The sequence below is a fragment of the Shewanella sp. T24-MNA-CIBAN-0130 genome (assembly GCF_040310185.1).
In the GTDB taxonomy this organism is placed as follows: domain Bacteria; phylum Pseudomonadota; class Gammaproteobacteria; order Enterobacterales; family Shewanellaceae; genus Shewanella; species Shewanella psychromarinicola.
This window is the reverse complement of record NZ_JBEOPP010000045.1, coordinates 25,276-41,327: the sequence shown is the minus strand read 5'-3', so window position 1 is coordinate 41,327 and position 16,052 is coordinate 25,276. Positions and strand designations below refer to the sequence as shown.

Sequence of the window (16,052 nt, the reverse complement as noted above, 5' to 3'; positions counted from 1 at the left end):
TCATTAGCAAGGTCATTAGCAAGGTCATTAGCAAGGTCATTAGCAAGTCGATAAATGGTCATTAACAAGATTGTTAGCAAGATCATTAGCAAGGTCATTAGCAAGGTCATTAGCAAGGTCATTAGCAAGTCGATAAATGGTCATTAACAAGATTGTTAGCAAGGTCATTAGCAAGACAAAGGGTTATTTAAGTTTTCGGCGAAAATACTGTTGCATCGCAAATTCATCTGAGTTTTTTTGTTCAAGTTTAGCTTCTATTGCCATAGCCTTCTTGGCTTTTTGCTTTAATAACATGTCGACCGCTTTACGTTTTTGTTGTGTTTCTTGCCAATGAACTTGACGATAGCCAACTTGTTTTTCGGCATCTTGAACCGCGCCAACCTGCTGTGTTATTGCATTATCTACTTGACGAATAAATTGATGGAATTGATGGTATTGGTTTGCGCGTAACGTGGTTCCTGTGTGTCCTTCCATCTGTTTCATATAATCTAAGCGATAGTTGTTTAATGCATCCAGCTGACCTTGGCGTTTTTGCTTCTCAAATTGAGCCGACTTAAGCTGTAAAGCAGCTTGATCTTCGGCAGAAGTGGCTAACTTCAATACCGTCAATAGTGGATCAGTTCGAGTCATTTACGTTATCCCTGACACTGCGCGGCTATTTGAGTCAACATGACTCGACTCTCTTCAAACGTCACTGGTTCTTTAAATCCCTGACGCAAAAAGGCATTCATTGCAGGTTGTAAGCGGATCGCATTATCAATCCTAGGATCGCTGCCCTGAGAGTAGGCACCAATTGAAATAAGGTCTCGATTCTGTTGATACAGAGAATACATCTGTTTAACTCTGCGCATGGCTTCTAGGTGTTCATCACTGATCACCATGGGTGCTACGCGGCTAATCGATGCTTCCACATCGATGGCAGGATAATGACCCGAATCGGCAAGTTGACGAGATAACACAATGTGGCCATCTAAAATAGCGCGAGAAGCATCAGCAATGGGATCTTGTTGATCATCACCTTCAGTTAAAACAGTGTAAAAAGCCGTAATAGAACCTTGCCCAGCACCGCCATTACCCGCCCGTTCAACCAAACGCGGTAACTTAGCGAATACGGAAGGGGGATATCCTTTGGTTGCTGGCGGCTCTCCTACCGCAAGAGCCACTTCGCGTTGTGCTTGTGCATAACGCGTCAAACTGTCCATTAGCAACAAAACATCGTAACCTAAATCTCTGAAATACTCAGCAATACGAGTGGATGTTTCACAAGCCCGTAAGCGCATTAAGGGAGACGTATCTGCCGGTGCGGCCACAACAACTGCGCGCGCACGACCTTCTTTACCCAAAATTTCTTCAATAAATTCTTTAACTTCACGACCACGTTCGCCCACTAAACCCACCACAATAATGTCGGCTTTAGAACCTCGCGTCATCATGCCAAGCAGCACACTTTTACCCACACCAGAACCGGCAAACAAGCCCATACGCTGGCCTTTACCGACCGTTAACATCGAATTGATTGCACGAACGCCGACATCTAAAGGTTCGGTAATCGCTCGTCGAGATAATGGGTTAATATAAGGGCCATGACGTGAAGCATATTGATCAGTATTAAGCGGTCCTAAACCGTCTAATGGCAAGCCACTACCGTCTAACACTCTGCCTAATAATGATAAGCCAACATTTAATCCAGATTGTTCACCTAACGGCTTAACGCGCGCGCCGGGCAACACCCCTCTGAGTTCTTCAATAGGCATTAAGTACAGTAATGTGTCATCAAACCCGATAACCTCTGCCACCAAATCACCCACCATGGTTTCGATAGAGCATAAACTACCAATAGGTGCACGACATCCGGTCGCCTCGAGCGTTAAACCAACAACCCTAACTAACTGCCCGCTTGCCACTGGTCGCAGCGGTAATACGTGTTTATGATGCACAGCAAATTTGTTAAGTAGTCGATGTTGACGAGTGCTCATCGGTATTTCCTTGGGATAGGTCTTTTGTCTGTTGCTGAGTATCATCCGCTTTATCTGCTGGGACAGTATCAGCTTGTACACTTGTGTCGAGCGTTGCACTTGTCTGTGGATCCACAATGGGATCCGGCGCATCAATGTGTTGAGTCACCGGTTCAGCATCCGTATCAACAGTATGACTTTGGCTATTCTGGTCATTATCAGCACGGTTTGTACTGTCGATGGTGTCGGTAAGCTCAGGGGGTTGTTGATGTTCACTCAAATTATCGACTGAAGTGGTTTGATATTGTGGATGAGTTGCTTTTTGTTGTTGCACATTCTTAGCTAACTGATTCGACTGGGCGTCTAATTCACTAAACACTTGGTTAATACGTTGCTCAACACGTAAATCGACAGATGAACGCACACTTTCAATGATACAGTCACCATTTGATAATGACGGATCGATATCAATTTGCCACTGATTTTTGTCCAGTTGTTCCGCACTGTAACATTGGTTAACGATTTCAGCATCGGCTTGATTCAAGCGCAATTTAACCCGTTGTTCTTTCAGTGGCAGCGCATCAACACCTTGACGTAATGCCAATAATATATGTTCTGGATGCGTCTTAAGTTCATGGCCAATCACCGACTTGGCTAAGCTTATTGTCATTGCCAACAGTTCAGCTTCAATTTCGTTATCTAATATAGAGAGTGGCCGCTCAAATTGGTTAATAATTTGATTAAGTTGCTCAACAAGTTCATTAACTTTCGTTTGCCCGGCCTCCAATCCTTGCTGCTCGCCTTGAGCGAACCCTTGTTGGTGACCTTGCTCCAGTCCCTCTAAGCGCCCTTGCTCTAATCCTTGTTGATGGCCTTCTTGTTTGCCTTGCTCAAGCCCTTCTTGCTCCGCGGCTGCGCGAATGTCTTCAATTTGCGCCATGGTCGGTGGTGCCATGGACTTCTCGGCACCAGCAACTGGAGTAGGCGTGTGCGCCTCAGAAAACTTACCAAACATGTTTGACGGTTCTAAACTACTATCTTTAGTCATATCAGGTAATTGCCAATGCCTAAATGCTTGCTCATCATCCGTATTGAGCGTATTTTTAGGCGATTTTGATTCTGGCATAATTCATCACTTATGTTGTTGAAAACATTGTTCAAAAGCAAGGTTCAAGGACCTAGGGCGGACCGCGTCCTTCGAGGGCGCTTCGCTGCTAGATTCTATAAAATCTTAGTAGCGAAGCGTCCTAGCAGCAAAGCGTCCTAGCAGCGAAGCGTCCTAGCAGCGAAGCGTCCTAGCAGCGAAGCGTCCTAGCAGCGAAGCAGCGCTCTCGGTAATGGCTTGGATATAGATACTGAGTTATAAGAACTCGTCGCCACCAGTTCCGCCTAACATGATTTCACCGCTGTCACTGAGGCGCCGAGCAATAGCCAGAATCTCTTTTTGTGCCACTTCTACTTCACTAATACGAATTGGCCCCATGGCTTCTAAGTCGTCACGAAGTAATTCTGCTGCACGTTTAGACATATTACCCAGAATTTTCTCTTTCAAACCTTCATCAGCACCTTTAAGTGCTTTCATCAGAATATCTTGCTGCACTTCACGTAACAAGGCCTGAACGCCACGGTCATCAACGTCAATTAAGTTCTCAAATACAAACATCATGTCTTGTATTTGTTGCGCCATTTCTTCGTCAGACTCACGCATGGTTTCCATTATCTGGCTCTCAACACCCGTATCGAGATAGTTCATAATATTGGCAGCCGCTTTTAGGCCGCCCATTTTGGCTGCTTGCGTTCCACCTTGACCCGCGAATTGTTTTTCCATAATGTCATTCAACTCTTGCAAAGCCGCTGGCTGAACCTCTTCAAGGTTAGCAATACGCATCATCAAATCTAAACGGGTATTTTCTGGAAACTGGCTAAAAATCTCAGCGGCTTGATCTGGGTCTAAATATGACAACACAATGGTTTGAATTTGCGGATGTTCGTTTTGGATAATCGTCGCCACTTGGCGGGCATCCATCCATTTTAACGAATCAAGCCCTTTAGCCCCGCTGCCCATGATAATTTGTTCAATCAAGTTGCCCGCTTTATCTTCACCTAACGCCGCGGTTAACGCTTTACGGACGAATTCTTCGCTGTTAAAGCCAATTGACGAGAATTTTTGGATATCATCTAAGAATAACTTGTGAACCCCAATGACTTTATCTTGACCAAACTCATCCATCGCCGCCATCGCCATACCCACTTTTTGCACCTGCTTAGGTTCTAAGTGTTTTAAAATTGACGCCGCATCCGCTTCATTCAAACTGAGCAGTAAAATGGCAGTTTTCTCAACACCAGTAACCGAATCCAGGTCAAATCCCGTAGCTTTTTCTGCTTTTTCTACGCTTTCTTTTTTTTCATTAGCCATTGTCTTGTAACCAGTTCTTAATTACTTGCGTGGAAAGCTCTGGCTCATTGGCCACGATTGCTCTAATTGCTTTAATCATATCATCATCTTTATGCAGATTAGGTATATGAATTGACCCATCATCGGCATAACTGTATTCCGCCTCTTTAGTATTAAGCATACCTAAGGTATCGGCTGCATACTGATCTTCAATTTCAGCTAATTCATGTCCAGGATGAACATCATCGGGCATCTTAATCCCATTAGGATTGGTTAGCTTCTTCAGCATAGGTCGAACCACGGCCAGAATGAGCACTAAAATAACAATCGCACCTAAAGCCAGTCTAATCGCACGCCAAAACCAAGGCTGCTCCCACATATCCGGTTCTGGTAACGCTTCAATTAACTGATCCATAAAGGGAACCGTTACCACTTCAAGCACATCACCGCGTTGGGTGCTAAAGCCTACCGCGCCTTCTAAAAGACGGCGAATATTGGTTAATTCTTGTTCTGTTCTCGGCACGCGAGTGACCTGACCATTTTCATCCGTTTGCCCAGGTTTAAAGTTAATCGCAACTGACACACTGACGCGGCGAACCACACCAATTTGCTGACGAGTGTGACTAATCGTGGTGTCTAACTCATAATTACGCGTGGCTTCTTTTGAAAAATTACCTGACACAGTTGAGCTTGTCGCCTCACCCGCCACTTGCGGAATATCGGACTCCGTCGGCGGTTGATTGCTTAACGCACCAGGAATACCGCCAGAGCTTTGACCCGATGAGTTTCGCTCAATGGTCATTTCGCTGCGAACAGCGGGTAAGTCAGGAGAATAGCGCTTTGCAGTTTGCTCTACTGCGGTAAAGTTCATGTTGACATCGACTTGAGAAGTAAAGTTCTCAGGTCCTAAAATAGGCATCAATATTGATTCAATTTTTTTACGGTATTCTGCTTCTTGTTGTTGCACGAGATCTTGTTCACGACGGGCTCGAGCAGAGGTACCATCTTGACTACCAGAATTAAGTAAACGACCATTTGAGTCCGTCACCGTCACGCGAGAAGGCACCAGTCCTTGCACCGCAGAGCCAACAATATCAACAATCGCATCGATCTCTTCTTGGCCTAATCCACCACGACGAACGCTCACCACCACGGTTGCACTTGGCTTAGAGGCATTACGAGCAAAAACGTTTTGTTTTGGTAACGCTAGAATAACTTTGGCACGACTAATACTTTTTAATTCTTCGATAGCCCGAGCCAAGTTTAATTCTTGGCTGAGTTTTAAGCGAGCTTGCTCCATGCGTTGGCTGACACCAAATCCGCTATCTTGGCTTAAGTAATCATTAGCCTGGGTGTTACTTTGAACACCTGCTCGGCTGAGTAATAACTTAACATCTTGATATTTGTCTTCAGGCACTTTCACCACATCGACATTTATTTGATAATCGATTTGATTTTTATCAAGTACATCCAAGACTTGGATCATCTCAGTTGTTTCCATTTTACCCAGTGGACGATACTCAGGCTCTTGGGCCCACATCATCACAAAAACAGCCATAGCAAGACATATCGCTAATGCCAAGATCATGATCACTTGGCGCATCATATCGGCGCCACCAATGCCGCCAAGAAGCCCAGACGGGTTCTCTTGCCGTACGCCGGTATCAGCGGTTGAATTTGAACCTACCATTAAGTCTGTGCTCACAATACTTACCTGCTATATCTGATGTTGTTATTTTATTTGATCTGCGACTAAACAGGCATATTCATGATTTCTTTATAAGCATCGACAAGTTTATTACGTACCTGCACCGTTGCTTCAAAGGCAACGCCAGCTTTTTCACGCGCAATAACCGTATCAGACAAGCTAACCGTGGTGTCACCCATATCTAAACGCGAGGCTAAACTTGACGATGCTTGTTGTAGTTCATTGACGCTACCCACCGCCTGAGACAACAACTGGCTGAAATCAGCACCGGTAGTGTTATTGACTTGCTGGGTTAAATTAGGACGAATTGATGAACCAATAGAAGGGGCTATTTCGCCACGAAGTGACTGCATTTCTTGCATTAATGGATTTGCGCTAATCTGCACGATGTAACTCCCTTTCGTCGGCTTTTTGACGACAACAATAACTGATAATGATTTATAGCAATTTAGATGCCAATATTACAATTAGTAGGCGATAGGTAGAAAACAATTATAAAACAATTAGAAAATAGGCAGGCAAAAGGCAACAATAGGCAGGCGAAAGTAACCTATTTACCATATAAAATAGGTCACTTTTTGTCTTAATTATAAAATAAAACTTTAAAATCAATCAATTAAATAAGCTTGAACAAATAATCAATTAGCACAAGCATTGGCACTAAGCGGGTAATTGGATCCCCATATCGCGCATTTTTGCCATTTTATAACGTAACGTACGAGCACTGATCCCGAGTTTTTCAGCGACCATTTTCCGACTACCCTGACATTGATTTAGGGTTTCTAAAATAATCACATGCTCTTGGGCTTTTAATTCGCCACCTAAGCCTTCTAATTCGGCAGACTTATCAGTGTCAACATATTCTGGTGCCACTAACGCCACATCGCCAGAGTCTAAAATAATATCATTAACGCCAATATCATCATTAACCCGCAATATCAGTGCCCGTTGAATAACATTGTCTAACTCTCGCACATTACCCGGCCAGCGATGGGTTAATAAACGCCGAGTCGCACCGTCATCAAGCTGTGGTACTGAGGTCATATTAAATGCTTTAGCATGTTTAATAATCAAATGCCGCGCAAGCGGTAAAATATCGGCAGGGCGTTGATGCAGCGCAGGCCACGTTAACGGGAATACATTAATTCGGTAATATAAATCTTCTCTAAACTCACCCGAGGTGGCCAGCGCTTTAAGATCGCGGTTTGAGGTTGCCAGTACGCGAACATTCAGTTTAATGGTTTTACGGCCACCTAAACGCTCAACCTCACGTTCTTGTAACACCCGCAATAACTTAGCTTGTAACCCCAGCTCCATCTCAGATATTTCATCAAGTAATATGGTGCCACCTTGGGCTTGTTCAAACTTACCAGGGCATGCCTGATAAGCCCCAGTGAACGCGCCTTTTTCATAACCAAACAAGGTCGCTTCTAACATATTCTCGGGTATTGCAGCGCAATTAATCGCAATAAACGGCTGGTCATGGCGTTGGCTATGTTGGTGAATATAGCGCGCCAGCACCTCTTTACCTGAGCCACTCGGCCCCATGATCATTACCGATGCATCAGATACTGCCACACGCTGAGCCAGCGACAACAAGGCTAAACTTTTCTCATCGGCAACCACAGGCTTATCGTGGTTTTGCTTTAAGGGTAAATAGCGGGACACCTGATTCAACAACACTTCAGGCGCAAATGGTTTAGCAAGGTAATCCACTGCGCCTAATTTCATTGCACTAACCGCACTGTTAATGGTGGCATAAGCGGTCATTAATAAGACCGGCAGTTTAGGTTGGTGCTGCTGTAAATAACTCAGCAACCCCATGCCACCAATACCGTCCATTTGCACATCGCTAATCACCATATCAAAATGGGTTACTTTTAAGGCCAAAATAGCCTCTTCAGCACTGCCAACATCAACACAGTCGTAATGGGCGAGCATTAGCGTATCGAGTAATGCCTCACGTAAATCAGCATCATCTTCAACTAATAAAATATTGGCTTCAGCCACGCATCACCTCCTGATCACTTGCTTTGCTAATGTGCGGAAAGCTCAATCGAATATGACAACCCATTCCAGGTTTACACGACAACTGTATTTGTCCGCCATGGTTATGCACTACCGACTGAACAACCGCTAAGCCCAATCCTGTACCTTGACTTTTAGTGGTAAAAAAAGGTTCAAGTATTTGTTGTTGCATTGACGGTTCGAGCCCTTTGCCATTATCGATAACATCGAGTAATAGTCCTTCAGGGGTTTCACTCGCGCTGACTTTTATTTTTGTTGCGCCCGCTTCAATGCTATTCATCACCAAATTGTTCACTGCTGAACTGAGTGCGTTAGCATTGGCAAGCATCAATGAATTTGAGGTGTCTTCAGCCACAAGCTGACAGTGTTTTTTATCTGCAATAGGCTCGCAATTGGCCATAACCTGTCCAATAATCTCATCCATTGTAACCGATTCAGCCATTCCCTCTTGACGTCCCTTTGCCATGAGTAACATGTCATTTACTTGACGCTCTAGCTCATTCAATCGGTCAACCAATTTAGATTGAAACTTACTTCGTGCTGAGTCCGATAATTTGGAACTGCCAAGATTAGAGGCATACAGCAAAGCCGCAGATAATGGGGTGCGCACCTGATGTGCTAATGTCGCCACCATTTTGCCTAACGCCGATAAACGTTGTAAATGAGATAAGTTTTTCTGCAATAAGCGGGTTTCGGTTAGATCGGTTAATACAATCAACTGCCCCGGCTCTGGCGCTAATGGGGTAATGGCTAATTTTACCCGGCGACCATTTTTAAGGGAGACTTCATGTCCATCATCATCTTGTGGGGCAAACGCGCGATGGATAATATCAAACCAACGTGCACCTTGGAGCGGTCGCCCAAGAAGTTCGGTTGCAACAGGATTAGCAAGCGTTACCACGCCGTCGCCATCAATGATCACCACGCCAGATGGCATGGCTTGAAGAATATGCGCCATTTGATTAGACATATTAGCGGCCTTACTAGAATAAGGGCTGATAACAGGAGTAGCAACAGCCGCGCTAGAATGGGCAACGCCTTTACGAAGCACATTAGCTTTTCGTTGTAGCACTGAATAAGCGCCAATAGCAGACGATTGAATCTCTGCATCAGTTGTGATGCTAGACGAAGCTGACGCAGACAATCCAAAATCGGGATTATCTGTATGTGTTAACGCTCGTGCTGAATACATGGTCGCTCCGTCAAAAGAATAACATTTAACTAGCTTAATGCATTTACTGTGCCAAACAATTTGTTTGCTGATTACTGACAAATAGTGTGTCTATACTGAAAAGATCTGAACTGACATTAACCTAACAGTGAAATCAAACATTAAAAACAAAAAAAACACACTCAATAGTATGTTTTTATGATTTAGGTCAATGGTATAGTGCTGGTAATTGTTTTTAGCTATCGTTTTTAGCTATGGTTTTTAGCTATGGTTTTTAGTTATGGTTTTCAGCTATGGTTCTCAGCTATCGTTTCTAGTAATAGCGTTTAATAATAGCGTTTCTAGAAATAGCGTTTAGTTAGTCTTTACCTAAACCATATTTACGCATTTTTTCAACTAATGTGGTACGACGAATACCCAACATTTCAGCCGCTCTTGCTACAACACTGTCTTGCTGCTCAAGTGCTTGACGGATCATGTCAATTTCTAATTCCGCCAGTAAGTCTTTTAAATTAACCCCTTCAGGCGGCAATTCACTCGGAAACCGCGTTTCAGGTATTTCTACAGGCTCTTCATCACTGAATATCGACGCTAACGCATCCCGCTCTAACTGCTCTTCACTGACTTCTACACAGTATTCTGGTACATCAATATAACGATACTTATGCGGTAAATCGTTAACATCGACCAATCCGCCAGGAAACAAAATCGTTAACCGCTCAATCAAGTTCGATAATTCACGCACATTACCAGACCAATTATGTTCTTTTAGCGATTCAATGGCTCGTTGGGTGAAACGAACCTTACCACGCCCCTCATTAAATACTCGACTGACTAACTCATGAAGTAATAAGGGCACATCATCACGTCGCTCGCTTAGTGCAGGCATCTCAATTGGGAACACATTGAGTCGATAATATAAATCTTCACGAAATGAGTTGTCTATAATCATGGTTTCAAGATCGCGATGCGTCGCCGCAATAATGCGAACATCAGCGGCAATCGTTTTGCTACCACCCACACGTTCAAAAACGCGCTCTTGTAATACCCGTAATAATTTCACTTGCATTTGCAGTGGCATATCACCTACTTCATCTAGAAATAGCGTGCCACCTTCAGCTAATTCAAAACGGCCTTTACGGGCTGATATAGCACCTGTAAAAGAGCCCTTTTCATGGCCGAATAATTCGCTTTCAAGTAACTCAGCAGGGATAGCACCACAATTAACCGGAATAAATGGCCCATCACGTCGTTCAGATAAATAATGGATATTACGCGCCACCACTTCTTTACCTGTACCCGATTGACCCAGCACGATGACGGTCGCATCAGAACTTGACACCTGGTTAATCAAATGGCGAACTTTAGCAATGCCTTCACTGCGGCCCACTAAGCTGCGAAATAACTTGGTTTGATTACCACTGGTTAAGGTGTGTTGTCTTTTTGCTTGGCCAAACACTTGACAGAAATGCAGCAGCTCAGTCAATTGTGGATAATTTATCGGTTCTTCGATAGTCCCGAGCAGATTTGATAAACTTGCATCGGTATCACCCAGTAACAACATAGGTTGCCAAGGCACAATGGCGGCAATATTTTTGATCCTGTCTGAGACAATGTCATCCGTCAAAATAACAACGGCGCGATAGCGAGATTGCTCGATTAAGGTTGTAAAAGATTCATTAGAGACAATTTCACACTGCTCGCCTAAAAATTCGAAAATGCAGCACAAACGAGTCACGCGCTCTGATGGGGTACCGACAATTAAAATACTTTGTTCTATTTGCATCATTCAGAAGGCCAAAAGCTCTTGTTATAGGTATTTATTCGGGATGATTATGCCGCACACAGCAACAAAAACCAAAGTACATTGTTGCCATAAATACTGACAACAATACTGGCAAAAATTACAACACTGGGGCTATTCTAGCATTTTTCCTAAAACAGGATCGTTAATCTGTTAAATACAGTTAAGAAAAACGAACTCGGTCATAAATATTGTATTATCAGCTCAGCATAAGCAAGCATCAGTGACATTTTATCTACAACAGATAGCATTTTCAGCTAAGAGTGATGATTTTTTAGCCAAAATTAATTTTAGACCACGTTAAAATAACCAATATGATAAACATAAACCCACTAAACGTTAACGCGTTCATTTTTCCCACACAACAAAAAAGACGCTAAGCGTCTTTTTTAGTTTGATGCAGCATTATAGCCATTTTTAACTGGCTTCAGAGGTTAACTCATGCATGTCTTGCGGAATGGCATCCCAGCCTTCTTTAATTGTTCTGAGTAAAGCAGAAACCTCTTCGAGCATATCCACATCATTAGCCACATTAGCCTCAGATAATCGTCTCAACATATATTCATAAAGTGAGTCTAGATTAGCAGATATTTCGGTGCCAGCATCCATATCTAAGCTACCACTCAGTCCAGCAATAATACTAATTGCTTTACCGATATTTTCTCCTTTTTGCGCATGACTTTTCTGCTGAATGGCATATTTAGCTTGTGCAATACGCTGCAATGCGCCTTCAAACATCATTTGTATAATGCGATGCGGTGAAGCCACCGCAATTTCGCTTTCTAGCGAAACTTTTCGATATGACCGTAGCGAGCTTCTCATAAATACCTACCTATCTGAATCTATACTTTTATAAACATCAAGTTGACGTTGGTTTTTCTTTCCTAGATGTATCTCAGAATGCAAACTATTCATGACTAACTTTGCTTTCACCTCAAGACTCAATGTCAGCTCTAATTGGTGTTCCAAATAATCTCTTTGCGTAAACGAATAGTCGGCAATCAAAACATTCAATAAATTTTGACGCTTAACAACCAATTCTTGCAAATTTAATACCAACTCATCAAACTCTTCTAGGTCATTTTTGCTTTTTAACCTGTTCAATACCGTCTTGCATTGTTCGCTAATGGCATCCAAATTATCAATTAACACTTGTTGTTCTGTGGTCGTCATATAATTGTCAACTCGCTGTTCTCTTTTAAACAGATTGATTAAACCGGTAGCATTCGATTAAACATTGGATTAATCATTTTGTCTCACAAGCCCAGGGAGAGAATCCAATCGCGATTGTAAATTGTCACTTTGGGTGCTCAATTGACCGACAATCAAATCCATATAGTTATACTGTTTAAATAAGCGGTCTTCAAATGCTGACATTTTTCGGGCAAATGCTTCTCGCTGATCGCTCAAGCGATCTAAGCGATTATCAAGGGAGGTATCACGGCTATCAATAATAGATCCAGTGCCAACATACGAATCAAGGTAACCGTCTAACTTTGCCGCCACCCCGGTATCTTCAGTGGTAAACATTTCTTTAATGCCAGCAACATTATTTTTCAACGCTTCGGTTAAAATATCATCATTAATTTCTAAAGTGCCGCTGCGCGTCGTGGTAATGCCGATGGAGGCCAGAGACAAATTACCATTAGAGGTAGAAAATGCCGATGAAATCACCCCTCTTAACTGGCTTTGGATCCCGCGAGGCAAGGAGTCTCCTTGTAAAGCTGCCGCTTGCTCGGTAGCGGCATTATAACTGGTCAAATCAGCAATAGTTTTTGACATGGCATTATATGACTCAACAAATGCTTTTATACCTGTTTTGACTGAACTGGTGCTTTGGGCAACCGTCAATGTGGTTAACTTAGCAATATCGGCATCTTTTAGATTAAGGGTCACCCCATCAATCGCATTATCAACGGTATTACTACTGGAGGTGAGTTTTAAGCCATCGATATAGATAATCGAATCTTTAGCGGGTTGTAGTTCGGTCATGACAAAAGTATCGGCAAGCACTGTGCCCGCGCCAGTATCGGTTGCGGTGACACTCATATTATTAGCGGTGCCGGTTTTGTTAGAGGTGAGGACTAACTGGGCGCCGGCATCACTGTTCACTATGGTGGCGGTCACGCCAACATTGTCGTCAGCAGCATTTATTTTAGTCACCAGCGATTGCAGGGTATCGTCTGTGGTCACCGCAATATCAAAGCTTTCACCATCAACGGCAAAGTTTAACGAGCCTTCATCTAAAGGCGCAGTTACATCAGTTACGGCTAAAGAGCCAACTTTTTGACTTTGGGCTAGTTGCTCAACGGCAACATTATAGCTGCCTGACACAGCATCATTACTCACAGAGGCACTTAAATAAGTACTTTGTGAAAGTTTCACGCTCTGACTGTCGAATGAATCTGTTTTGGACAGAAAACTTAAGCTATCTTGAAATTCCGACAACACGCTTTTTAATGAGCCCAAGGCTGATATTTCAGCAGTAATGGCACCCTCTGTGGAGTCAAATCGTGCCACCTTAGGAGCCTGCTCTGAGGTAACTAAAGCGGATACAATACCGTTAATGTCAAGACCCGATCCCAGTCCAACCGATGTTAACCCCATATTTACCTCAATTTATCTCATAAAAAGCGTAGTCAAATTTTCAAGTTAATTAGCGAATAAGCGAATTAGCTATCATTTAGGCTTGAGTTTTCAGCAACAAGCCCTTTACATCTTGCAATTTTTGCGCCAACTCCAAAGCTTCTTCGCTGGGAATTTGGCGTATAATGTCACCGGTGTCAATATCCATCACTTTAACAATCGCGGAGCCGGAATCTTCGTCAACCGAAAATGCGAGGCCTTTATTCATTAATGTCACCACCTCAGACAACTGCTCAACCACTTCAGCCAATACTTCAGCCTCGGATTGTTGGTCTTTATCCGCAACGGATTGTTCAGTTTCAATTACCGTTTCAGTTTCCGCCTTGGCCAGCGCCACTTTGTCGGCTTCTGCAACATAAGTGTTTTTTTCAACCGTTAACGGCGCAGCAACACTTGTATCAGAGGTATCAGATGTAGCATCTAATCCGGTTTCATGTCTATTGAGTGCAACTACAGGCCTATTTGTTGCAGAGGGGCTTACAGGTGAATGTGTAATACCCAGTAAATTATTATCCATAACATCCTCTCTCATCATTGTACTCCCTCTAACGTGTTTCACGTTGGGACTACTTGGTCAACAAAGCAACATTACCCCTTCACAAGAGTTACCACCCTATATAGCTCTATTAATTTATGTGCATATGTAATTTATATGCGTAAGTAACAAAAAGGAAGATCCAACAGTGTGAATCTTCCTTTTCCATTTGACGCTATGTTACTGATCCACTCAGTCAATTACTATCAAGCTGCTATTCACTCACTGAGTGATTAAAGTAGCGACAATGCCACTTGTGGTAACTGATTCGCCTGCGCAAGCATTGAAGATGAGGCTTGCGATAGAATTTGCTGCTTACTGAGTTCAGCACTTTCTGAGGCAAAGTCGACATCTTGAATACGGCTACGTGCGTCAGACACGTTATTTTGAATACTACTTAAGTTATTAAGAGTAAAGTCCATGCGGTTTTGCACAGCACCTAACTCGGCGCGCTGACTATCAATCCCAGCAATGGCGCCATCAATAATGTCAATGGCACTTTGCGCGCCGGATGCAGTACCAATATCAACCGTGCTAACACCCGCAAATACACCTGCCGCTTCACCGGTTATTTCAGCTGGACCAGCTGTACCTGTTAGCGTAAAGCTGTCAGCTGAACTTAATGTAATGGCACCTGCCGCGGTTGCTACAACACCGGCGGTGGTTACGTCAGTAGCTGCTGATGCTGTACCGTCTGCAGCAACGTTCTTTAACTCCAATGCACCTGATGTATTTGATGCCAGCGATGTAAAGTTAATATCGGCACCGGTAGAACTGGTGATAGTCAGGGTACCGTTATCCAAATTTGCAGTTACGCCAGTATCACCAGAGGTATCATTTATCGCGGTTGCAAGTGCTTCATTAGAGCTAATACCGGTTAAATCTAAAGAAGCTGTTTTCCCTGCACCACCATCAACATTCATGATTAACGAAGTATCAAATGAAGCAGTTAAATTAGCCTGAACATTGGTTTGAGCAGAAGCGGTTACGCCCGTTCCGGCTTGGTTGATTTTGGCAACCAGCTCAGTGGCAGTATCTTCATCTACTGACGTTATTTTCGTAGCGCTAGTACCTTGAGTAATAGTTAACTCTTCACCCGTTGAACCATTGGTGCCAGCCGCGGCGGCAACAAGCCCTCCACCAAATAGACTACCTTTTGCATCACTTTGATATGCCCCAATACTGGTGGCAGATACCGATTTTAGTGACACATTAATGGTTTGGTTGGCTTCAGAACCGACTTGAAATGCTTGCGTACCATAAGAGCCATCGAGTAAGTTTTGGCCACCAAATGAGGTAGTTTCAGCAATACGGGTTAACTCAGCTTGTAATGAATTCACTTCTTTTTGCATAGCTGCACGGTCATCAGATGAGTTTGAACCGTTGGCAGACTGCAAAGACAAGTCACGCATCCGCTGTAAAATGTTGGTTGACTCACCCATGGCACCTTCGGCGGTTTGTGCAATCGAAATACCATCGTTAGCGTTACGCATGGCCACACCAATACCATTAATTTGGCTGGTCATACGATTGGCAATTTGCATACCGGCAGCATCATCTTTGGCGCTGTTGATGCGTAGACCTGAAGCAAGGCGTTCCATCGATGTAGAAGTAGCACTTTGCGCTTGATTTAAATTGCCCTGGGCTTTCATTGAAGTGACGTTAGTATTTACTGAAATAGCCATGATTTAATTCCTCGTATTCCTGACTGTAGACATTGCCTGTCTGTATTAAGCCAGGCGGATCATATTGGTTACACTTATGCTAACGGCAATAAACGGAGGAACTTTAGTTTTTTTGACAACATTTT

14 protein-coding genes are annotated in these 16,052 nt (G+C 43.4%); all 14 read right to left on the bottom strand.

Going from position 1 to position 16,052, the window contains the following annotated elements; genetic code table 11:
• Nucleotides 1-183 precede the first annotated feature (183 nt).
• Nucleotides 184-630, bottom strand: coding sequence for a flagellar export protein FliJ (gene fliJ / locus AAEZ02_RS16230; protein WP_101032332.1), 447 nt, complete (start codon nt 628-630; stop codon nt 184-186).
• Between the two features lie 5 nt (nt 631-635).
• The gene (gene fliI / locus AAEZ02_RS16225; protein ID WP_101032333.1) at nt 636-1,976 is read right to left on the bottom strand and encodes a flagellar protein export ATPase FliI; all 1,341 of its coding nucleotides are present in this window, start codon (nt 1,974-1,976) and stop codon (nt 636-638) included.
• The gene (gene fliH / locus AAEZ02_RS16220; RefSeq protein ID WP_351124006.1) at nt 1,948-3,081 is read right to left on the bottom strand and encodes a flagellar assembly protein FliH; all 1,134 of its coding nucleotides are present in this window, start codon (nt 3,079-3,081) and stop codon (nt 1,948-1,950) included. Before fliH ends, fliI begins: the two co-directional genes overlap by 29 nt.
• Nucleotides 3,082-3,315: 234 nt before the next feature.
• Nucleotides 3,316-4,371 carry a flagellar motor switch protein FliG gene (fliG, locus tag AAEZ02_RS16215; RefSeq protein ID WP_101032335.1) on the bottom strand — a complete coding sequence of 352 codons (1,056 nt, stop codon included), beginning with the start codon at nt 4,369-4,371 and terminating at the stop codon, nt 3,316-3,318.
• Nucleotides 4,364-6,040, bottom strand: a complete 1,677-nt coding sequence (gene fliF / locus AAEZ02_RS16210) for a flagellar basal-body MS-ring/collar protein FliF (protein WP_351124012.1) — start codon at nt 6,038-6,040, stop codon at nt 4,364-4,366. Before fliF ends, fliG begins: the two co-directional genes overlap by 8 nt.
• A 62-nt stretch (nt 6,041-6,102) precedes the next feature.
• Nucleotides 6,103-6,444, bottom strand: a complete 342-nt coding sequence (gene fliE / locus AAEZ02_RS16205; RefSeq protein ID WP_101032337.1) for a flagellar hook-basal body complex protein FliE — start codon at nt 6,442-6,444, stop codon at nt 6,103-6,105.
• Between the two features lie 274 nt (nt 6,445-6,718).
• The gene (locus tag AAEZ02_RS16200) at nt 6,719-8,068 is read right to left on the bottom strand and encodes a sigma-54-dependent transcriptional regulator (protein WP_351124003.1); all 1,350 of its coding nucleotides are present in this window, start codon (nt 8,066-8,068) and stop codon (nt 6,719-6,721) included.
• Nucleotides 8,061-9,278 carry a sensor histidine kinase gene (locus tag AAEZ02_RS16195; RefSeq protein WP_232772060.1) on the bottom strand — a complete coding sequence of 406 codons (1,218 nt, stop codon included), beginning with the start codon at nt 9,276-9,278 and terminating at the stop codon, nt 8,061-8,063. Before AAEZ02_RS16195 ends, AAEZ02_RS16200 begins: the two co-directional genes overlap by 8 nt.
• Before the next feature lie 337 nt (nt 9,279-9,615).
• Nucleotides 9,616-11,046 (bottom strand): sigma-54 dependent transcriptional regulator, encoded by a 1,431-nt coding sequence (locus tag AAEZ02_RS16190; RefSeq protein ID WP_124011932.1) that lies wholly within the window; start codon nt 11,044-11,046, stop codon nt 9,616-9,618.
• A gap of 432 nt (nt 11,047-11,478) precedes the next feature.
• Nucleotides 11,479-11,883 carry a flagellar export chaperone FliS gene (fliS, locus tag AAEZ02_RS16185; RefSeq protein WP_124011933.1) on the bottom strand — a complete coding sequence of 135 codons (405 nt, stop codon included), beginning with the start codon at nt 11,881-11,883 and terminating at the stop codon, nt 11,479-11,481.
• Nucleotides 11,884-11,889: 6 nt separating this feature from the next.
• Nucleotides 11,890-12,234 carry a flagella biosynthesis chaperone for FliD, FliT gene (locus AAEZ02_RS16180; protein ID WP_124011934.1) on the bottom strand — a complete coding sequence of 115 codons (345 nt, stop codon included), beginning with the start codon at nt 12,232-12,234 and terminating at the stop codon, nt 11,890-11,892.
• A 69-nt stretch (nt 12,235-12,303) separates the two neighbouring features.
• Nucleotides 12,304-13,668, bottom strand: a complete 1,365-nt coding sequence (gene fliD / locus AAEZ02_RS16175; RefSeq protein ID WP_124011935.1) for a flagellar filament capping protein FliD — start codon at nt 13,666-13,668, stop codon at nt 12,304-12,306.
• A gap of 76 nt (nt 13,669-13,744) precedes the next feature.
• A complete protein-coding gene (locus tag AAEZ02_RS16170; RefSeq protein WP_233768557.1) occupies nt 13,745-14,242 on the bottom strand; it encodes a flagellar protein FlaG in 498 nt (165 codons plus the stop codon).
• Nucleotides 14,243-14,475: 233 nt separating this feature from the next.
• Complete coding sequence (locus AAEZ02_RS16165; protein ID WP_124011936.1) at nt 14,476-15,927, bottom strand: flagellin N-terminal helical domain-containing protein; 1,452 nt, start codon at nt 15,925-15,927, stop codon at nt 14,476-14,478.
• Nucleotides 15,928-16,052: the final 125 nt, after the last annotated feature.